General features: G+C 67.1%; 18 protein-coding genes. 8 read left to right on the top strand and 10 right to left on the bottom strand.

The window, feature by feature from the left end; all coding sequences use genetic code 11:
- Positions 1-200: 200 nt before the first annotated feature.
- Genes leuB through ilvC form a run of 8 tightly spaced genes read right to left on the bottom strand, consistent with a single transcriptional unit; the run spans position 201 to position 8765 of the window.
- Positions 201-1262 carry a 3-isopropylmalate dehydrogenase gene (gene leuB / locus L2D00_07310; protein WBQ14477.1) on the bottom strand — a complete coding sequence of 354 codons (1062 nt, stop codon included), beginning with the start codon at positions 1260-1262 and terminating at the stop codon, positions 201-203.
- Positions 1259-1837, bottom strand: a complete 579-nt coding sequence (leuD, locus tag L2D00_07315) for a 3-isopropylmalate dehydratase small subunit (GenBank protein WBQ11664.1) — start codon at positions 1835-1837, stop codon at positions 1259-1261. Before leuD ends, leuB begins: the two co-directional genes overlap by 4 nt.
- On the bottom strand, positions 1827-3248 hold the full coding sequence (leuC, locus tag L2D00_07320) for a 3-isopropylmalate dehydratase large subunit (GenBank protein ID WBQ11665.1): 1422 nt from the start codon (positions 3246-3248) through the stop codon (positions 1827-1829). The genes leuD and leuC overlap by 11 nt, the downstream gene beginning before the upstream one ends.
- Entirely contained in the window at positions 3232-4200 is a 969-nt protein-coding gene (locus L2D00_07325) for a branched-chain amino acid transaminase (protein ID WBQ11666.1), read from the bottom strand. The genes leuC and L2D00_07325 overlap by 17 nt, the downstream gene beginning before the upstream one ends.
- A gap of 12 nt (positions 4201-4212) precedes the next feature.
- Positions 4213-5790, bottom strand: a complete 1578-nt coding sequence (locus L2D00_07330) for a 2-isopropylmalate synthase (protein WBQ11667.1) — start codon at positions 5788-5790, stop codon at positions 4213-4215.
- On the bottom strand, positions 5787-6050 hold the full coding sequence (locus tag L2D00_07335; protein ID WBQ11668.1) for a hypothetical protein: 264 nt from the start codon (positions 6048-6050) through the stop codon (positions 5787-5789). Before L2D00_07335 ends, L2D00_07330 begins: the two co-directional genes overlap by 4 nt.
- Entirely contained in the window at positions 6047-7753 is a 1707-nt protein-coding gene (ilvG, locus tag L2D00_07340) for an acetolactate synthase 2 catalytic subunit (protein WBQ11669.1), read from the bottom strand. Before ilvG ends, L2D00_07335 begins: the two co-directional genes overlap by 4 nt.
- A gap of 4 nt (positions 7754-7757) precedes the next feature.
- The gene (gene ilvC / locus L2D00_07345; GenBank protein WBQ14497.1) at positions 7758-8765 is read right to left on the bottom strand and encodes a ketol-acid reductoisomerase; all 1008 of its coding nucleotides are present in this window, start codon (positions 8763-8765) and stop codon (positions 7758-7760) included.
- 540 nt (positions 8766-9305) lie between these two features.
- Here ilvC and L2D00_07350 point away from each other — a divergent pair.
- From L2D00_07350 to purL, 8 genes are all read left to right on the top strand, one after another.
- Positions 9306-9455 carry a hypothetical protein gene (locus tag L2D00_07350; protein ID WBQ11670.1) on the top strand — a complete coding sequence of 50 codons (150 nt, stop codon included), beginning with the start codon at positions 9306-9308 and terminating at the stop codon, positions 9453-9455.
- A 100-nt stretch (positions 9456-9555) separates the two neighbouring features.
- The gene (locus L2D00_07355; protein ID WBQ11671.1) at positions 9556-11301 is read left to right on the top strand and encodes a homoserine dehydrogenase; all 1746 of its coding nucleotides are present in this window, start codon (positions 9556-9558) and stop codon (positions 11299-11301) included.
- A gap of 13 nt (positions 11302-11314) precedes the next feature.
- On the top strand, positions 11315-12262 hold the full coding sequence (locus L2D00_07360) for a homoserine kinase (GenBank protein WBQ11672.1): 948 nt from the start codon (positions 11315-11317) through the stop codon (positions 12260-12262).
- The gene (gene thrC / locus L2D00_07365) at positions 12259-13566 is read left to right on the top strand and encodes a threonine synthase (GenBank protein WBQ11673.1); all 1308 of its coding nucleotides are present in this window, start codon (positions 12259-12261) and stop codon (positions 13564-13566) included. Before L2D00_07360 ends, thrC begins: the two co-directional genes overlap by 4 nt.
- Positions 13563-15251, top strand: a complete 1689-nt coding sequence (gene ilvD, locus L2D00_07370) for a dihydroxy-acid dehydratase (protein WBQ11674.1) — start codon at positions 13563-13565, stop codon at positions 15249-15251. The genes thrC and ilvD overlap by 4 nt, the downstream gene beginning before the upstream one ends.
- Before the next feature lie 57 nt (positions 15252-15308).
- Positions 15309-15971, top strand: coding sequence for a phosphoribosylformylglycinamidine synthase subunit PurQ (gene purQ, locus L2D00_07375; GenBank protein ID WBQ11675.1), 663 nt, complete (start codon positions 15309-15311; stop codon positions 15969-15971).
- On the top strand, positions 15971-16483 hold the full coding sequence (locus tag L2D00_07380) for a type II toxin-antitoxin system HicB family antitoxin (GenBank protein ID WBQ11676.1): 513 nt from the start codon (positions 15971-15973) through the stop codon (positions 16481-16483). The genes purQ and L2D00_07380 overlap by 1 nt, the downstream gene beginning before the upstream one ends.
- Entirely contained in the window at positions 16480-18717 is a 2238-nt protein-coding gene (gene purL / locus L2D00_07385) for a phosphoribosylformylglycinamidine synthase subunit PurL (protein ID WBQ11677.1), read from the top strand. Before L2D00_07380 ends, purL begins: the two co-directional genes overlap by 4 nt.
- Before the next feature lie 80 nt (positions 18718-18797).
- Here the strand turns inward: purL and L2D00_07390 are convergent, their stop codons facing one another.
- Positions 18798-19268 (bottom strand): hypothetical protein, encoded by a 471-nt coding sequence (locus L2D00_07390; GenBank protein WBQ11678.1) that lies wholly within the window; start codon positions 19266-19268, stop codon positions 18798-18800.
- 203 nt (positions 19269-19471) lie between these two features.
- A complete protein-coding gene (locus L2D00_07395; GenBank protein ID WBQ11679.1) occupies positions 19472-20497 on the bottom strand; it encodes a M28 family peptidase in 1026 nt (341 codons plus the stop codon).
- Positions 20498-20530: the final 33 nt, after the last annotated feature.

Consider the following 20530-nt stretch of genomic DNA (forward strand, 5'->3'; position numbering starts at 1 on the left):
TTGAAGGTGGCCCTCCGCCCCAAAACCTGCTTTCCCGGAAGCCGCGAAGCGGCTGTCCGGGACCCATCCCGCTAAGTCTGAACTGCCTGGGCGGTGGAGAGGATGGGTAGATGGATCCCGGCCGACCCCGGACTAAGTCCGGGGTCGGCCGGGAGAACAGCTTTGGTGAGAGGTGTGCGCCAACGCCAACCGCCAGACCCTCAAGCCGCCCGCGCCGCCTCCCGCCTGATCCGGTCCGCAACCCGTTCCGCAAACGCTGCACACCCCGCCGTTCCGCCGAGATCCGCCGTCAGCGGACCAGCACGCAGCTCGGCCTCCAGTGCCGCCTCTATCGCGTCAGCCGCCTTCACCTCGCCCAGCCCGTGACGCAGGAGCAGCGCTGCGCTGGCAATGGCACCGGACGGGTTGGCCTTGTCCTGACCGGCAATGTCCGGCGCGCTGCCATGGATGGGTTCGAACAGGCCCGGCCCGTCCGCACCGAGGCTCGCCGAGCCCAGCAAGCCAATGGAGCCGGCGATCACGGCGGCCTCGTCCGACAGGATGTCGCCGAACAGGTTTTCGGTCAGGATGACATCAAAGCGCGCCGGGTGGGTGACGAGCGCCATGGCGCATGAATCCACCAGTTGATGGTCCAGCGCCACGTCCGGATAGTCTTTCGCCACATCCTCAACCACCGCCCGCCAGAGCCGCGAGGTGGCCAGCACATTGGCCTTGTCCACGCTGGTGACCCGCCCGGAGCGCCCGCGCGCCGCCTCGAACGCCACGCGCGCGATGCGGCTGACTTCCTCAGCTGTGTAGACGCAGGTGTCGCTGGCGCGCTCACGCCCCTCTTCGCGCGCGCCGAAATACAGCCCGCCCGTCAACTCGCGCACGATCAGCACATCCGCCCCGCGCACCCGTTCGGCGCGCAGGGGCGAGAAATCCTCAAGCCCGGGAAGCACTTTGACGGGCCGCAAATTGGCAAACAGGCCCAGCGCCTTGCGCAAACCCAGCAGCCCCGCTTCCGGCCGGACCGGACCGCCATCCCAGGCCGGGCCGCCTACCGCGCCCAGAAATACCGCATCGCTGGCTTTGGCTTTGGCGAGGGTGTCCGGCGGGAGCGGGTCGCCGCAGGCATCGATCCCGGCGCCGCCGAAGGGGGCGTCTTCAAAGGTGAGCGTCAGGCCGCACCCCTCACCGGCGGCATCCAGGCACAGACGCGCCGCCCGCGTCACTTCCGGACCGATCCCGTCGCCCGGCAGCAGCAGGATGCGCGCACTCATGCGGCGCGCTCCGCTTCAAAGCGCGCGATATCCTCGCCCTGGGCAAGGATATAGCCCATCGGGTCCACGCCCTCGATCAGGCAGGTGCGCGCAAACGGCTCCAGCACGAAGCGGGCGGTGATGTTGCCGGCGGTGATGTTGCCTGCCGCCACATCAATGCTCATCTCCAGCCCGTCACGGTCCATCAGGGCGGCGTGGGAGGCCTCGTCGATCTCGCAGATCACCAGGCCATTCTTGAACGCGTTGGAGCGGAAAATATCCGCCGCGCGCGTCGTCACCACGGCGCGAAAGCCGAAATCCTTCAGCGCCCAGGGCGCATGCTCGCGCGAGGACCCGCAGCCGAAATTATGCCCCGCCACCAGAATGCGCGGCTCACCGTGAGGGATGTCATTGAGCCGGTGCGCCTTCTTTGAGCCGTCCGCGTGGAAGCGCCAGTCGTGGAAGCACGCCTCGCCCAGCGCGCCACGCTCCGTCGTGGTCAGGAAGCGCGCCGGAATGATCTGGTCAGTGTCTACATTGGCGTCCGGCAGGGTGAAGGCGGGCGCGGTGACGGTGAGGATGGGTTCATTGCGCATGGGAGGCCTCCAGAATCCGGCGCGGATCGGCGATGGCGCCCGCGACCGCCGAGGCGGCGGCCGTGGCGGGGCTTGCCAGCACGGTGCGCACGCCCTGGCCCTGACGCCCGGCGAAATTGCGGTTGGAGGTGGACACGATCAGCTCGCCCGGCCGCCCGCTATCGCCATTCATGGCGATGCACATGGAACACCCCGGCTCGCGCCATTCAGCCCCGGCGGTGCGGAAGATCGCGTCCAGCCCTTCGGCTTCGGCTGCGCGCTTCACCGCTTCAGAGCCCGGCACGACCAGCATACGCACGCCCGGCTTGACGCAGCGCCCGGCCATCACAGAGGCCGCCTCGCGCAGATCGGACAGGCGCGCATTGGTGCATGAGCCGATGAAGACCGCGTCGATCTTCTCGCCCATCAGCGCCTCGCCTGGCTTGAAACCCATATAGGCCAGCGCCTCGGTCATCCTGTCAGAAGACGGTGCAGGCGGGCTCGAATCCACCGGCGCAGCCATGTCGGGGCTGTCGCCCCAGGTGATCATGGGTGCCAGGCGCGAGGCGTCGAGGCGGACTTCGGCGTCGAACACCGCGCCCGCATCGCTGCGCAGCTGCGCCCAACGCGCCTTGGCCGCCTCGAACGCGGCCCCCTTGGGTGCATGGGTGCGGCCCTGCAGATAGCGGAAGGTGGTTTCGTCCGGCGCGATCATTCCGGCGCGCGCGCCTGCCTCGATGGACATGTTGCACACGGTCATGCGCTCTTCCATGGACAGCGCTTCGATCGCCGGGCCGGCATATTCGATGACGTGGCCCGCCGCGCCGCCCGCGCCCAGCTCGGCGATGATCGCCAGGATCAGATCCTTTGCGCCTACGCCCACGCGCAGCTCACCGTCCACATGGACGCGCATGGTCTTGGGCTTGCGCTGCAACAGGCACTGGCTGGCGAGCACATGGCCGACTTCGGTGGTGCCGATCCCGAAAGCCAGCGCGCCGAACGCGCCATGGGTGGAGGTGTGGCTGTCACCACAGACAATGGTTTGGCCGGGCTGGGTCAGGCCCAGCTCCGGCCCGATAACGTGGACAATGCCCCGGTCCGCACTGTCCCATCCGGCGAGGCGGATGGCGTGGCGGCGGCAATTGGCCTCCATGGTCTCCACCTGGTGGCGCGCTGCGGCACTGGCATAGATCGGCCTCGCACCGGCTGCGCGCGGCGTGGTGGGGGTGGAGTGATCCAGCGTCGCATAGGTCAGGTCGGGCCGGCGCACGCTCAAGCCCCGTGCATCCAGCTCGGCGAAGGCCTGCGGGCTGGTCACTTCATGGATCAGGTGCAGGTCCACATAGATCAGAGCGGGCGCATCATCGCGCTCGGGCGTCACCACATGCGCGTCCCAGACCTTGTCGAACAGGGTTCTAGATGGCGACGGCATGGCTGGCCTCCTTGTCGGCACTGACCGAACGGACCGGCTCCAGCCAGCCCCATTCATCTTTCGTGGTTCCGTCAAACAGGCCGAAAAACCGCTCCTGGATCAGGCGCGTCACCGGCCCTGCGCCCGCGGCGCGGGTGGTCTTGTCATCCACCGATCGGATCGGGGTCACTTCAGCGGCGGTGCCGGTGAAAAAGGCCTCGTCGCACAAGTAAAGCATCTCGCGCGGCAGGGCCTGTTCGACCACTTCAATGCCCTCTTTGCGCGCCAGCGTGATCACCGTGTCGCGGGTGATGCCCTGCAGGATGGAGCTGGCCGCCGGCGGCGTCATCAGCTTGCCGTTCTTGACCAGGAACAGGTTTTCGCCGGCCCCTTCAGACAGGCGGCCATCGACATCCAGGCCGATGCCTTCCGCGTAGCCGCGCGACTTGGCCTCGCGGGAGATGAGATAGCTCGACAGGTAATTGCCGCCGGCCTTGGCGCCGGTGGGCGCGGTGTTGGGTGCCAGCCGGTTCCAGGACGAGACCATCACGTCCACCCCGCGCGTGCGGGCTTCCTCGCCGAGGTAAGCGCCCCAGGGGAAGGCGGCGATGAATAGCTCGATGGGCGTTTCTTTCGCGGGAACGACCCCGATGGAGCCATATCCGATAAAGGCGATGGGCCGGATATAGGCCGAGTTCAGGGCGTTCCTGGCCACCAGTTCCTTGCAGGCGGTGACGATTTCGTCCTCGGAGAACGGAATGTCGACCGAGTAGATGCGCGCTGAATCAATGAGGCGGCGGATATGATCGCGCACACGGAAGCCCGCCGGCCCCGAGGGTGTGTCATAGACACGAATACCCTCGAACATGGAGGTGCCGTAGTGCAGTCCATGAGACAGCACATGCACCTGGGCGTCGGCCCAGCGGATATAGGCACCGTTGCGCCAGATATAGTCGGTCGTCGTGATAGCCATTTTGAATGTCCTTCAGGCGGCAGCGTCGGCGCGGGCCTCTCGGCGGCGGCGCACGGCAAGGGCGTTGTTGAGCGCGTCGATATAGGCACCGACACAGGCGGGCAGGATGTCGCGGGCGCGGGCGCGGCCGGGGAAGCGTTCGCCGTCCAGCTCGGCTTCCAGCTCGACCAGAACGTCGGCACCCTGGCCATCACTGCCCGCTTCATCCGGGTCAGCGGCGATGTATTGCATGTCGATTCCGGCCACGCGCGCGGGCGCGTCCATGATCTGGCTGACCGCCTGGTAGGCGGCGTCCAGCGCGCCGGGTGCGCGGGCAAGATCGCTGACCCGGCCCCGCACGGGATGGTCCAGCTCGATGCGCGCCACCGGCTGGTCCTGACGCGAGATGGGCGCACGGATTTCCAGACGCGACAGCGTCCACATCTGATCGTTGGCATCGCCATCCAACCGCGCCAGGATCGCCGCCAGCCGCGCTGAATCCACCGTGCCGACCTCGTCGGCCACGGCCTTGAAAGCGATGAAGGCCTGCGCCAGCGCCTCGCCCTCCAGCGTCCAGCCGAGTTCTGCCGCCCGCGCGGCCAGGGCGTGCTTGCCCGAATGCTTGCCCAGCACCAGCGCGTTGGACGCCAGACCCACATCTTCAGGCTTCATGATCTCATAGGTCTCGCGGTTCATCAGCACGCCATGCTGGTGGATGCCGGACTCGTGGGCGAAGGCATTGGCGCCCACGATGGCCTTGTTGCGCGGTGGGTGGGTATTCGTGACTTGTGACAGGGTGCGCGTCGCAGCCATGATCTGGCGGGTGTCGATCCCGGTGGTCAGGCCGAACTGGTCCTTGCGGGTACGCAGCGCCATCACCGCATCCTCCAGCGCGCAATTGCCCGCCCGCTCGCCAATACCGGTCAGCGCGCATTCGATCTGGCGCGCCCCGCCGCGCACAGCGGCCAGCGAATTGGCCACCGCCATGCCCAGATCGTCATGGCAATGGGCCGAGAAGATCACGCCCTCGGGCCGCTCGACTGCCTGGCCCAGATGCGTGAACAGCGCCATCATCTCTTCCGGCGTGGCGTAGCCCACAGTGTCAGGGACATTCAGCGTGCTCGCGCCTGCCCCGGCAGCGACGGACAAGGCCTCCACCAGGAAGTCCCGCTCGGTGCGGATGGCGTCCTCGGCGGAAAACTCCACATCGTCAGCGAATTCACGCGCGTAGGCGACCATCTCGGCGATACGGGTCAGGATCGCCTCCCGGCTCATTTTCAGTTTGAACTCCCGGTGCAGCGGGCTGGTGCCCAGAAACACATGGATGCGCTTCTTCGCCGCCGGGGCCAGCGCCCGGCCCGCCGCCTCGATATCGCCTTTGGCCGCCCGCGCCAGCGAGCAGATGGCCGGGCCATCCACCTCGCCCGCAATGCGCTCGACGGCGCGGAAATCACCCGGCGAGGCGATGGCAAAGCCCGCCTCGATGACGTCGACCTTCAGCGCCGCCAAAGCCTTGGCCATTTTCAGCTTGCCGGCCTCACTCATGGAGAAGCCCGGCGCCTGCTCGCCATCGCGCAGCGTGGTGTCGAAAATGATGACCCGGTCGCTCATGACGCTGCCTCCAGCGCCTGGAGCTGCGCTGAGGTCACTGCCACCACGTCGTACATCTTGGCCAGCTGGGCGCAGACCGTCTCCACCCGGCGCGCCGGATCGCGCGGTGCCACGTGCAGGGTGAGGCGCGCGGACGCGCCAGCCCGCGTCTCGGGCAGGGTCAGGGCGCGCACCACAAAGCCGCGCCGCTCCACCAGGCCGATGAGGCGCAGGACCGCACCCTCGCCCGGACGGAAATCAATATCGATGCGGCAGGTCATGAGGCCTCCATCATGTCGGAATTGGATTTGCCCGGCGGCACCAGCGGCCAGACATTTTCCGCCGGGTCGATGCGCACATGGGCCAGGATCGGCCCGCGGGTTTTGAGCAGGCGGTCAATGGCACCGGGCACGTCCACGCGCCGGTCCACGGTGAAGGCCTCGATCCCGAAGGCGCGGGCAATCTCGGCGAAGTCGGGATTGTCATAGAGATCGACCTCGGAGAAATTCTGCTCGTAGAACAGCTCCTGCCACTGGCGCACCATGCCCAGCTGGGAATTGTCCAGGAGCACGATCTTCAGCGGCAGGCTGTAGCGGCGCAGCGTCGCCAGCTCCTGGATATTCATCATGATCGAGCCGTCGCCGGTGACCGTCACAACGGTCGCGTCCGGCTCTGCGAACAGCGCGCCGATGCCGGCAGGAATGCCGTAGCCCATGGCACCCAGGCCTGCGCTGGTCAGGTGGGCTTGCGGGCGCGAGAAGCGGCAGTGCTGGGCCACCCACATCTGATGCTGGCCCACATCGCAGGTCGCGATGAAGCGGTCGCCTGCCTGGCGCGACAATTCATTGAGCAGCGCAGGCGCGTAGACACCCGCGCCCGGCGCGTCATAGCGGAAGGCCCAGTCGGTGGCGTTCTGGGCGCAGCGCGCACGCCAGGCGGCGATGTCCAGCCGGCCCGGCTCCAGCGCCGTCAGGATCGCCGCGATATCGCCGGGCAGCGCCACATTGGCGCGGCGCAGCTTGGAAATCTCCGACGCGTCGCCGTCGATATGGATCACCTTGGCACCCGGCGCGAAGGTGTCCAGCTTGCCTGTCGCGCGGTCATCAAAGCGCGCGCCTACACAGATCAGCAGATCGCTTTCCATTACCGCCGTGTTGGCCGCGCGTGTGCCGTGCATGCCCAGCATGCCCAGAAAGTCTTCGCGCTCGGTGGGCAGACCGCCCAGACCCTTCAATGTCGCCACCGCCGGGATACGGGTCCGGTCGTGGAAATCACGCAAGGCCGCTTCGGCACGGGCGATGGCGATGCCGCCGCCAAAATACAGAACCGGGCGGCGCGCCGCGCGGATCAGTGCCTCGGCGGCGCGCAAGGACGCCGCATCCGGCAAGGCGTAACCGGCGGGTGCCGGAACCGGTCCCGTGGGGGGGAACGGCCCGAGGGCTTGGGTGACGTCCTTGGGCAGGTCGATCAGGACCGGCCCCGGCCGCCCGCCCTTCGCCAGAGCAAATGCTTCGGCGAAGATCTGGGGGATGTCGGATGCGCTGCGCGCGATGAAGGAATGTTTCACGATCGGCAGGGTGACGCCGAACACGTCAATTTCCTGGAAGGCGTCGGTGCCCATCAGGGCCGTCGGCACCTGACCGGTGATCGCCACCATGGGCACTGAATCCAGAAACGCATTGGCAATGCCGGTGATCAGATTGGTGGCGCCCGGGCCGGACGTGGCCAGGCACACGCCCGGCTCGCCCGACACCCGGCCATAGGCGTCCGCCGCCAGCGCCGCCGCCTGCTCATGGCGCACCAGCACATGCTTCAGCCGGGAGCCCGGCAGCGCGTCATAGACCGGCATGATTGCTCCGCCGGGATAGCCGAACACATAGTCAACGCCCTCACGCTCCAGCGCCTCGACGACCAGATGGGCGCCGGTGCGCGCGGACGCCTTCGGTGCAGACTCGTGTGACGGCGGGGCGGCGGCGGTCAGCATGGCCTCACTCCGCCTGGCCGGCATTGGCACCGGGCTGCAGCCAGGCCATGCGCGCGCGCAGGCGCGCCCCGGTCTTCTCGATGTCCTGCTCCAGATCCTGGCGCAGCAGGGCGTCGTAGCGCGGCTTGCCGGCCTGGTTCTCCAGGATCCAGTCGCGTGCGAAGGCACCGGACTGGATATCGGTCAGCACTTCGCGCATCCGCGCCCGCGTCTCGGCGTTGATGACGCGCGGACCCGAGACCAGATCGCCGTATTTGGCGGTCTCCGAGATGAAGTCATGCATGCGGGCCAGTCCGCCCTCATACATCAGATCAACGATCAGCTTGAGCTCGTGCAGGCATTCGAAATAGGCGATTTCCGGCTGGTAGCCCGCCTCCACCAACGTCTCGTATCCCGCGGCCACCAACTCGCTGGCACCCCCGCACAGGACGGCCTGCTCGCCGAACAGGTCGGTCTCGGTCTCTTCGGCGAAGGTTGTTTCGATGGCACCGCCGGTCGTGCCGCCATTGCCTTTGCAATAGGCCAGCGCCCGCTCGCGCGCCTCACCGGAGGCATCCTGCCAGACGGCGAACAGACTGGGCACGCCTCGCCCGATCTCAAACTCGCGGCGCACCAGATCACCGGGACCCTTGGGGGCCACCAGAATGACATCTATATCGGCGCGCGGACGCACCTGGCCATAATGGATGGAAAACCCGTGGGCGACCATCAGCGTCTCGCCCGGTGCCATGTTCGGGGCGATATCGGCCTCATAGACCGACTTATGGGTCATATCCGGGGTCAGCATCGCTATGAAACTGGCCCGCTTGGCTGCGTCAGCGGGCGTCAGCACCTCAAACCCGTCCGCTGCAGCGCGCGCCGCAGCCTTGCCGCCGGGCCGGGCACCGACAATGACCGTATGGCCGCTGTCACGCAGGTTGCGGGCATGCGCCCGGCCCTGGCTGCCATAGCCGATAATGGCGATGGGGCCCGGCTGGATCGCTTCGGCTTTGGCGTCGTCTTCGGTGTAGATGCGGGTCAATTGTCAGTCTCCGGTGTGGATGTCAGGACAAGAAAAAACCCCCGCTCGGGAGAGCGGGGGTCCTTGGCGTCTTTTGGAAGTTCAGCTTCCGTCAGACAGGCACCGCCGCTCCGCGAAGGGAGGTAATAAGGACGACGACAAGAAGGACGAGCGAGGACAGCGCCACGGCGTTCAGCCGGGCGTCTTTCGTCTTCGCAATGACCGTCGCGTCGCGCATGGCGGGCCGTCTCGATTTCATGGGCGCTCAGGACGATCCTGAAACGCAGATGTCCTGGCGATGCTGCAGGTGCGGCCTCGCCGATCTGTTGAAAAGGCTACGGGCGATCCCACCCCCTTGGCAACAGGAAAAATGTACGGACCTTCAGAAAAATTATTTCGCAATAATATTCAATGCTTTACAGTGCAATTCTCGCCACTCGGCTCCGAAATCGTGTCTTTTGGGCCACACGAGACTGGTTGACGCCGTGTGGAAAAGCCGACCATCGTGACGTCATCGCTGAGCAAGTGCAGCGTGAGTTTTCGGAGCCCGACATGGCACTGGCCGCCGTCCTTCGTGGTCTTGAACTGGCAAGCGCCGATGCGCCGGCCAGTCTTGGCGTGCGCCTGGATGGCCTCACGCTTACCGTCTCCACAACCGTGACGACCACCACCATTACGGGCGGGCGGTGCGGCGCGGGCTGAGGATCAACACTCAAACCTGACCGACCCGACCCGCTCCCGGCCCCGGCAGCGGGTTTTTTCTTGGCTGAATGCCTGACCATCGAACAAGGACCAGACGATCATGGACCCCGCCCTCGACCAACCCGCCGCCCGCCCGCTCTGCGTGCTGAAATTCGGCGGCTCGGTGCTGACCGCCAAGGCCGATTACGCCGCCGCGGGCGCTGAAGCCTACCGCCATGTGCGCGCCGGCGAGACAGTGATCATCATTGTTTCCGCCCTGCAGGGCGAGACCGACGCCCTGTTCGCAGAAGCCGAGGCGGCCGGTGCCAGCGCCTGTCCGGCCATGACGGCCCGGCTGGTGCGGCTGGGCGAATTCCGCTCGGCGGCGCTGATGGGGCTGGAGCTCGCCCGGCTGGGCGTGCGCGCCCGGGTTCTGGACCCTCACGAGATCGCGCTGGAAGCCGAAGGCGATCCGCTGGACGCGGACCTGGTGCGCCTCGACCGGGCCAAGCTGCATGCAGCGCTTGGCGATGTGGAGGCGGTGGTCCTGCCCGGCTTCACCGCCGGTCACGAACGCCATGGTGCCGTAACGCTGGGCCGCGGTGGAACCGACCTCACGGCTGTGTTCTTCGCGGCCGAGGCGGGAGCCCGGCGCGTACGCCTGATCAAGGATGTGGACGGGGTCTATACCGATGATCCGGCGCGTGACCCAGCCGCGCGGCGCTATGACCGGCTTGACTATGATGCGGCGCTGAAAGCCAGCCGTGGCCTGATCCAGCCCAAAGCCATTGAGGCAGCCCGCGCCGCCGGGCTGGAGATCGAGATCGCCGCCATGGGTGCCGGTCACGCCACCCGCGTCGCCCCCGGACCGGCCGTGATCGGCGCGCCAGTGCGGACCCGGCCCTTGCGCGTGGCGCTGCTGGGATGCGGCGCGGTGGGATCAGGCGTGCTTGACCATTTGCTGGCCCGGCCCGACCTGTTTGCGCTCAATCCGGTCCTGGTCCGCCGCCCTGAACGGCGCGCCGGGGATGGGCGGGCCGCCTTCACTGCTGACGCAGATGTGGCGCTGGCGGGCAATCCTGACCTGGTGATCGAAGCCATGGGCGGCATCGACCAGCCCGCCGATCTGATGCTGCGCGCGCTGGCAAACGGTGCCCATGTGGTGACTGCCAACAAAGCTGCCCTGGCCAAGCGCTATGATGCGCTTCAGGCTGGCGCCCGCAAAGCCAGACGGCGCCTGCAATACGCCGCCAGCGTCGGCGGCGGGGTGGTGATTCTCGAAGCGCTGGAGCGCCTCAAGGCGCACGGCGTGGTCAGCGTCGAGGGCGTGATGAATGGCACCGGCAACTTCATCCTTAGCCGCCTCAGGGCAGGCGCAGCGTTTGAGGATGCTGTCGCAGACGCCCAGCGCCTTGGCTTCGCCGAGGCCGATCCCAGCGCTGATGTGGACGGGCATGATGCCGCCGACAAACTCTCCCTTCTGATCCGCGAGGCCTTCGGGCGCGACATGGCACCAGAGGCCATCGCCAAGGAATCCTTGCGCGCCGCCACGCCGGAGCGCCTGGCCGAGGCGGCGGGCAAAGGCGAAGTGTTCAAACAGATCGGGCGCTGCGCACTGACATCCGACGGATCAGTGGAGGCCAGCGTGCGTGTGATGAGCGTGCCGCAAGCCCATCCGCTGGCCGGCGCGGTGAATGAGGAGAACCGGTTCGTGGTCACGCTCTCCGACGGCTCGGTCCACGCCCTCTACGGCAAGGGGGCCGGGCGCTGGCCCACGGCGGCGGCGGTGTTTGCAGATGTGATGGACATTGCGCGCGCTTGCGCGTGTGATGCGCCCGAGCGTGCAGCGCTCGCCGCCAGCGCCTGAAGGAGTTTGACCCATGATCCAGTTCGCTGCCGCCAGCGCGCCCGCCAGCATCGGCAATGTCTCGGTCGGCTTCGATGTCTTGGGCCAGGCCTTTGACGCCGTGCGCGACACGGTCACTGCCGAGCGCGTCAAAGGGGCCGGCGTAGTCCTCGGCTCCGTCAGCGGGCTGGTCGAGGCCCTGCCCGACCGCCCCGAATCCAACACCGCGCTGGCCGCCGCCGCAGCCGTCCTGTCGGCGGCGCGCGTCAAATTCGGTGTACGGGTGTCGATCCACAAGGGCGTACCGCTCAGCGCCGGCATGGGCGGGTCCGCCGCCTCGGCGGTGGCTGCAGCCGCGGCGGTGAATGCCCTGCTCGACAGACCATTTGCGGTCGAAGACCTGCTGCCCTTTGCCCTCAAGGGCGAGGCTGTGTCCGCGGATCCCCCGCCCTGGGACAATGTAATGGCCAGCCTGCATGGCGGGCTGGTGATCGCGGCGCGCCTCGACCCGGCACTGATCCGGCGCGTGCCTGCGCCGGGCGGCGTCGTGGCGATCCTGCTGCATCCCGACGCACGGATAGAGACGCGCGCCGCGCGCGGCATCCTCAAACCATCGGTGCCCCTGCATACGGCCGTGGAACACGCCCGGCGCATCAGCGCCTTCACCCTGGGCTGCGCGATCAATGATCTCGATCTGGTGCGGGCAGGCATTGAGGACATCCTGATCGAGCCTCAGCGCAAATACCTCCTGCCCGAACTGCCCGCGGTAAAGAAGGCCGCGATGGATGCCGGTGCGCTTGGCTGCTCCTTCTCCGGGTCCGGCCCGTCGGTCTTCGCCTGGGCGCTCAAAAGCGACGCCGACGCGGTGGAAGCGGGCATGGCCGCCGCGTTCAAACGCGCCGGACGGCAGGCCCAGGCCTATCGCGCGCCGCTGGACAGCGCCGGGGTCAGGATTGAGCAAGTCGCGGAGGCGGCGGCGTGAACTTCGTCTCGACACGCGGGGGCGGCGCACCGGTCCGGTTTGAAGACGCCATCCTGTCCGGGACGGCACCCGATGGCGGCCTGTTCAGGCCTGAACATTTGCCTGAAAAGACCCTGAGCGGCCTCTCGGGTGACGCCAGCGTCGCAGAAACCGCCCATGGATTGCTTGAGCCTTTTGTGAAGGGCGGCAGGCTCGCGGCTTCGCTGAGCATTCTGTGCGCTGAAGCCTTTGATTTTGAAGCGCCTCTGGTGATGCCGGACCCGGCCCAGCCCGACCTGATGGCGCTGGAACTGTTTCACGGCCCCACGGGCGCCTTCAAGGATTTCGGCGCGCGCTTCCTGATGGCCTGCCTCAGCCGCCTGGCGGACCGCGAGCGCCCGCGCACCGTGCTCGCGGCAACCTCTGGCGATACCGGCGGCGCGGTTGGCTGCGCCGCGGAGGGGCGCAACGGCGTGCGCGCCGTCATCGTGTTCCCCAAGGGCCGTGTTTCCGCGTTCCAGCGTCACCAGCTGACCTGCTGGGACGCGCCGGTAGGCGCGCTGGAGATCGAGGGCGATTTCGATGCCTGCCAGGCACTGGTGAAATCGGCGTTCGCTGACGCCGATCTGTCCGCGCGCCATCGGCTGACCAGCGCCAATTCGATCAATCTCGCCCGGCTGCTGCCCCAGGGGGCCTATCTGGCCCGCGCCTGCGCGCAGGTTTTCGCCCGTACCGGCATGGCACCCGGCCTGATCATCCCCACCGGGAATCTTGGACATGGCGTCGCCGCGCTTTACGCCCGCGCCTTGGGCGCGCCCATCGGACCCATCGTGCTGGCCACCAACGCGAATGCCGCCCTCGCCCACTGGGCTGAGAGCGGCACCTATGAGCCCAGAGCCTCCGTCGCAACCATCGCCAATGCCATGGATGTGGGCGCGCCCAGCAATTTCGAGCGCCTCGCGGCGCTGAATGACGGGTCAGGTGAGGTGCGGGTGGAGCGCGTCGAGGATGATGCGATCCGCGCACGCATCATCAGCGCCTATGTCAGCTCGGGCTATGTCTGGTGCCCCCACTCTGCGACCGGCGCGGAAGCCTTTGCCCGCCTGAGCCCGGCGGAGCGCAACGCCCGGACCTGGATCGTGGCGGCCACGGCGCACCCGTATAAGTTCGCCGACATTGTCGAGCCCCTTATCGGACGCGCGATTTCCCCGCCCCCGGCGCTGGATGCCGTCCTGTCACGCCCATCACGGGCAACCCAGGCGAAGGCGGACCTTGCCGCCCTCGCCCGCCATCTCACAAAGCTGGAAGAGCCCGCCCTGTCATGACCGCAAAACGCCCCTCGCACACGCTGATCAAGGGCCCGGCCCGCGCCCCTGCCCGCGCCATGCTGCGCGCTGCCGGGTTTGACGATGAACGGCTCGCCAAGCCACTGATCGCCATCGTCAACACCTGGACCAGCGTGACGCCCTGCAATATGCACCTGGCCGGGCTCGCCGACCATGCCCGCGCCGGGATTGAGGCGGCGGGCGGCACAGCGGTGGATTTCAACACCATTGTGGTCACCGACGGCATCGCCATGGGCACTGAAGGCATGCGCGCCAGCCTCATGAGCCGGGATTGCGTGGCGGATTCTGCCGAACTCGCCGTGCGTGGCCATTGCCTGGACGCGGTCCTGTTTCTTGTGGGCTGCGACAAGACCTTGCCGGGTGCCGCAATGGCGGCCGCGCGCCTCGATCTGCCCAGCGTCATTCTTTATGGCGGCTCGATCATGCAGGGTCACCGGAACGGCAAGAACCTCACCATCCAGGACGTGTTTGAAGCCGTGGGTGCCTGCGCCGCCGGGCGGATCAGCGAAGCCGAACTGATCGAAGTGGAAAAGGCCGCCTGCCCCGGCGCGGGCGCCTGCGGCGGCCAGTTTACCGCCAACACCATGGCGCTGGCGCTGAACGTCATGGGCCTCAGCGACATGGCGCTCAACGATCTGCCTGCCGTGCATCCCGACAAGCCCAAAGCCGCCGAGGCGGCAGGGCGGCTGGTGGTCGAGGCGTTCAATGCCGGACGGAATGCGCGCAGCCTGATCACGCCGGTGTCGCTCAGGAACGCCGCCGCCGCTGTGACGGCCACGGCCGGTTCGACCAATGCGGTGCTGCACCTGCTGGCCATTGCGCGCGAGGCAGGGGTTACGAAAGACGCCTTCAACATTGATGACTTCGACGCCATCTCGCGCGCCACACCGGTGATCGCCGATCTCAAGCCGGGCGGGCGCTATATGGCGCCGGACATGAGCGCAGCGGGCGGCACGCGGCTCTTGGTCCAGCGCCTCCAGCAATCGGGTCATCTCGCTGATGCGCCCACCATCACGGGAGGCACATTGTTTGAAGAAGCCGCCCTGGCTGAAGAAACCCCCGGCCAGGACGTGATCCGCAGCGCCGCTGATCCGGTGAAGGCGCGCGGCGGGTTCGGCGTGCTCTACGGTGATCTGGCGCCGGAAGGCTGCGTCGTGAAGCTCGCCGGCCATGACCGGCTCTTCGTGTCCGGTCCCGCCCGCGTGTTTGACAGCGAGGAAGCCTGTTTCGAGGCGGTCAATCAGGGCCGCATCCAGAAAGGCGATGTGGTGGTGATCCGCTATGAGGGACCGGCGGGCGGGCCCGGCATGCGCGAAATGCTGGCGGTGACCGCCGCCATCCAGGGCGCAGGCCTAGGCGACGACGTGGCGCTGATCACGGACGGGCGGTTTTCCGGCGCGACCTACGGCTTCATGGTCGGCCATGTGGCGCCGGAAGCGGCGCGCGGCGGGCCGCTCGCCTTCATCCGCGATGGCGATGTGGTCACCATTGATGTGGACGCGCGCCGGCTGGATGTGGACGCTGACCTCGACGCCCGCATGGCACGCGGATTCATCGCGCCCAAGCCGCGCTATCCCACCGGGGCCTACGCCAAATACGCCGCGCTTGTGCGCTCTGCATCAGAGGGGGCTGTGACCGGTTTTCCATTCGGCGCGCCCGGCTGAGGCCAGGACGCGCGAAGCGCTCGCCAAGGCGCGACTCGCCTGCTAAACGCTGCGCTCATGAAAACCGCTGTCATCGTCTTCCCCGGTTCAAACTGCGACCGCGATGCGGCCGTGGCGATCGAGCGCGTCACCGGCGCGGCCCCTGCCATGGTCTGGCACGGCGAATCCAGCCTGCCCGATGGCCTGGATTTCATCATGATCCCGGGCGGGTTTTCCTACGGGGACTATCTGCGCTCGGGTGCCATCGCCGCGCGCTCGCCCATTATGGGCGATCTGGTGCGCCGGGCAGAAGGCGGTACGCCGGTGCTGGGCGTCTGCAACGGCTTCCAGATCCTGATCGAGGCGGGCCTCCTTCCCGGCGCGCTGATGCGCAATGCCGGCCTGCGCTTCATCTGCGAGAAAACACCGCTCTATGTGGAAAGCGCCAATACACGCTTCACCCGCGCCTATGCCGGGTCGAGCGAACTGGTGATCCCCATCGCCCATCATGACGGCAATTATTTCGCCGACGAGGCCACGCTCGACCGGCTCGAGGGCGAGGGCCAGGTGGCCTTCCGCTATGGCAATAATCCCAACGGCTCGGCGCGCGACATCGCCGGCATCACCAATGCAGCGGGCAATGTGCTGGGCATGATGCCCCACCCCGAACGCGCGGTGGACCCGGTCCATGGCGGCACGGACGGGCTCGGCGTGTTTGAGAGCGTGCTGGGGACGCGGTGATGCTGGCCAGCCGGGAGGTGATTGCCAGCCTGGAAATGGCTGGCTGGCGCAAGGTCCGGCAACGCGGCAGCCACGTGCAGAATAAAAAAGGACGGGCTGGCCGCGATCGTGACCGTTCCCCATCCGGCAAAAGACCTCAAGCGTGGTACGCTGCGGTCAATCGAGCGCGCCAGCGGCGTGCAACTGATCAAGGACTGACCGCGATGACCCTGCACGTCTACCCCGCCATTCTCGAAGGCGACGCAGAAACCGGTTTCAGCGTGTACTTTCCCGATCTCGACGGATGCGTCTCAGCTGGTGATAGCGCCAGCGAGGCCGCCCTTAACGCGCAGGAAGCCCTCGCCCTGCATCTCGAAGGCCTGATGGCCGAAAATCTGCCGGTGCCGGCCCCGTCCGATCTGTCTGCAATCCGCGCCGAACCGGGCGCGCCGGAGGCCGCGCGCCTTCTGGTTACCGCCTGTCTGCCTGACCCATCCCTGCTCGATCAGCCGCAACGGACGCATGCCGAATGAGTGTTGAACCCAAATACGCCCCCGGAATCACGCCGGAGATCGCGCTCGATCACGTCACGGCGGATGAGTACGAGATCATCCTGCGTGAGCTGGGACGGGCACCGAACCTGGTGGAGCTCGGCATTTTCTCGGTGATGTGGTCGGAGCACTGCTCGTACAAGTCGAGCCGGGTTCATCTGGCGAAATTCCCCACCCAGGGCGAGCGCGTGATTTTCGGACCCGGTGAAAACGCCGGCGTGATCGATATCGGCGACGGCCAGGCGGCGATCTTCAAAATGGAGAGCCACAACCACCCCAGCTTTATCGAGCCCTATCAGGGCGCGGCCACGGGCGTGGGCGGGATATTGCGCGACGTGTTCACCATGGGCGCGCGCCCGGTGGCGCTGATGAACGCCCTGCGCTTTGGCGATCCCAATCACCCCAAAACCCGCCAGCTGGTGGCCGGTGTCGCAGCGGGCATTGGCGGCTACGGCAATTGCGTGGGCGTGCCGACAGTGGGCGGCGAGACCAATTTCGACAAGGGCTATAACGGCAATATCCTGGTCAACGCCATGGCCGTAGGGATCGCCGATACCGACAAGATTTTCACCGCCGCCGCGCGCGAATCCGGCTTCCCCGTGCTGTACGTGGGCGCCAAGACCGGGCGCGACGGCATCCATGGCGCGACCATGGCCAGCGCCGAGTTCGGCGAGGGTTCTGAAGAGAAACGCCCCACCGTCCAGGTCGGCGATCCCTTCACCGAGAAAAAACTGATCGAGGCGTGCCTGGAGCTGATGGCCGAGGACGCCATCAGCTCGATCCAGGACATGGGCGCGGCGGGCCTGACCTCCTCCAGCGTGGAGATGGCGTCGCGCGGCGGGCTTGGCATCGAGCTTGATCTCGACCACGTGCCCCAGCGCGAAACCGGCATGACCGCCTATGAAATGATGCTCTCGGAATCCCAGGAGCGCATGCTGATGATCGTGAAACCCGGCCGCGAGCACGTGGCTGAAGCGATCTTCCGCAAATGGGATCTGGACGTGGCGACCATCGGCAAGATCGCGCCCCATGGCCGCCTGGTGCTGCGCCATAAGGGCGAGGTGGTGTGCGATCTGCCCCTCGATCCGATCGGCGAGAAGGCGCCCAAATACGAACGGCCCTGGTTCCCCGCCGAAGCGCGCGCCAGCATCGACGCTGCAACACTGCGCACGCCGGAGCATCTGGGCGAGACCCTGCTGGCGCTTATGGGGTCGCCGGACATGGCGTCCAAGCGCTGGATCTGGAGCCAGTATGACCGTCACGTCATGGCCGACACGGCCGCCAGCTCTGAAGACCCCGCCGACGCGGCCATCGTGCGCGTCCACGGCACGGGCAAGGCGCTGGCCATCACCACTGACTGCACCCCGCGCTACTGCGCAGCGGACCCGTTTGAGGGCGGCAAGCAGGCGGTGGCGGAAGTCTGGCGCAATCTCACCGCGGTAGGTGCCGACCCCATCGCCATCACTGACTGCCTGAATTTCGGCAATCCCGAGCGGCCCGAAATCATGGGGCAGTTCGTGGGCTGCGTTGAAGGCATGGCCGAAGCCTGCCGCGTCCTCGCCTTCCCCGTCGTGTCCGGTAATGTCTCGCTCTACAACGAGACGGACGGCAAGGCGATCCCGCCTACGCCGGCGGTCGGCGGCGTGGGTCTGTTGCCGGACGTGACCGTGCGCGCGGGCTTTGGCGGCATGAAGGACGGCGATGTGGTGCTGCTGGTGGGTGACACCCACGGCGCGCTGGGTGCCTCGCTCTATCTGCGCCATATCGAGGACCGCGAGGACGGTGCGCCGCCGCGCGTGGACCTGGCCGCAGAAAAGCGCCACGGCGATTTTGTCCGCACCGAGATTCGCGCCGGGCGCGCGACGGTCGTCCACGATGTCTCTGATGGCGGGCTCGCCTGCGCCGCCGCAGAGATGGCGATGGCGTCCGGCGTGGGGATCAAGCTGGCCTACACAGGGCCTCTGCCCGCCTTCGCCTGGATGTTCGGCGAGGACCAGGCGCGCTATCTCGTTGCTGCCGACCCCGCCACGGCCGAGACCATCCGCGCCAATGCACTGACCGCAGGCGTGCCGGTCAGCGTGGTCGGTCTGGCGGGAGGGCGCCATGTCTCGATTAACGGGACCCACAGCATCGACCTGATCGCCCTTAAACAGGCCCATGAAAACTGGATGCCGCGCCTGATGGCCGGCGAGCCCACAGCGGTCGCCGCCGAATAGGCCCGCGCGTCACCTGCGCATACGAAAAAGGCCGGAGCCCCGAGGCTCCGGCCTTTTCAATTCACGGCTTTCAGCTGGCGTCAGTTGGTGCAAGCCGCCAGAGCCAGGTTGGCCTGGACCGCGGTTTCGCCGCCAGCCAGCTCCCCGGCGCGCGCGAAATCGGTGCGGGCCGCGGCCTGATCGCCAGCGAGCCACAGGGCTGCGCCGCGATTGGTGTGTGCTTCCCACGAGCCGCCAGTGCGTTCGGCGGCGTCATTACACGCATCCGCCGCGCCTTCGCTGCCCTGATTGGCCAGCGCCGCGCACAGATTGATCGCAGCCGCCGCCTTGTTGCGGCTGGTCGTGCCAGAATTGATGGCGGAGCGGGCAAAGTGCTCGGCGGTGGCCCAGTCGCTGCGCTCGATGCGGCTGGCCGAGGCGCGCACATTGGCGTTGGCAGTGGATACGCTGACGAATGCCGGCGCGGCCGAGCAATCCTGGGCCTGGGCCGCCGGGATCGCGGCGAGGCTCAATGCCGCACCAGCGAACAGAACACGGGCGAGAGCGGTCATGGGGAGGTCTCCTGATTCATGTGGGCCAATCCCGGCCCTGACAATTGTGCTTACAAATTAGTACGCTCACCCTCAATTGAAAAGTGAACGACGTTCATTTCACTGTGAATTTCCTGCGATGGGCAGAAATATTGCGGCGCATCAAAGACTTGGCCGGGCGCTCGTGCTCCCGGCCAGGTTTCGGCCCGTCAGGGTGTCAGCAGCTAGTTGGCAGGCTCCGCGCGCGCCCGGTGTATTGCGGCCAGTTCCGGCAACATGGCGTCGGCACGGGCGGCGACATCAACCGCTGTCTCCACCGCGCCGAGATAGAAGTCCGGCATGATGATGTCGAACGTGTCATTGACCGTGTGGTAGTAGGGATGGTCCTCCACGCCCAGATACAGGAAGGGAATGCCCTGGAGGTGGAAGGCTGCGTGATCGGACAGAAGCGTCCAGTCATCGCGCCGGTTCTCGGTCGGCCGGTCATAGCCGGCCAGCAGCTCGACCGGAGATTCCGACGCCGCCGCCTCGATCAGCCCGACCAGTTCAGGCGTGTGGTAAGAGCCGACCGCGAACAGGCGCCCGGTATCGCTATAACCCAGCATGTCGAGATTGAGATTGAAGGCGATCTCGCCCATGCCAACCGGGCGGTTGGCCACAAAGTGGCGGGCCCCGTCCAGCCCGCCCTCTTCCGCGTCGAGTGCGACGATCACCACATTATGGCGCGGCGGATTGGCCAGGAAATGCGCTGCCACCGCCAGCAGGCCGCCGACACCGGACGCATTGTCATCGGCACCGTTGAAAATCTCGCCCTGCTCATTCATGCCGATATGATCGTAATGGGCGGTGACCACCATGGCGATTGAGGGGTCTTCGCCTTGGATCACGCCGATCAGATTGATCCCGGGAATATCCATGGTCAGGCTGTCGCGCTCGCGCAGATCCAGAGGCCGCGCCACGGCGAAGGCCTGCTCATACCCGCCTTCGGCCGGTGCCAGGCCGATCTCCTCAAAGCGCGACAGGACATAGGCGCGCGCCCGCGCGCCGCCCTCAGAGCCAACCATCCGGCCTGCCATGTTGTCCGCAGCCAGGATGCACACATCGCGCAAGGGCTGGGCCTCGACGCTGTCGCAGGTGCCGGCCGCGGCAGCCATCTCGGCTGGCGCGGTATCTTGAGAGGCCTGCGGTCCGCAGGCGCCGAGCAGAAGCGCCGCAGACGCGGCAGCAAAGAACAGGCGATTGGTCAGCATTTTCATCATACCCCATGGCGAAGCGCGCCCGTG

Source organism: Hyphomonadaceae bacterium BL14 (genome assembly GCA_027627705.1).
Lineage (GTDB): Bacteria > Pseudomonadota > Alphaproteobacteria > Caulobacterales > Maricaulaceae > Oceanicaulis.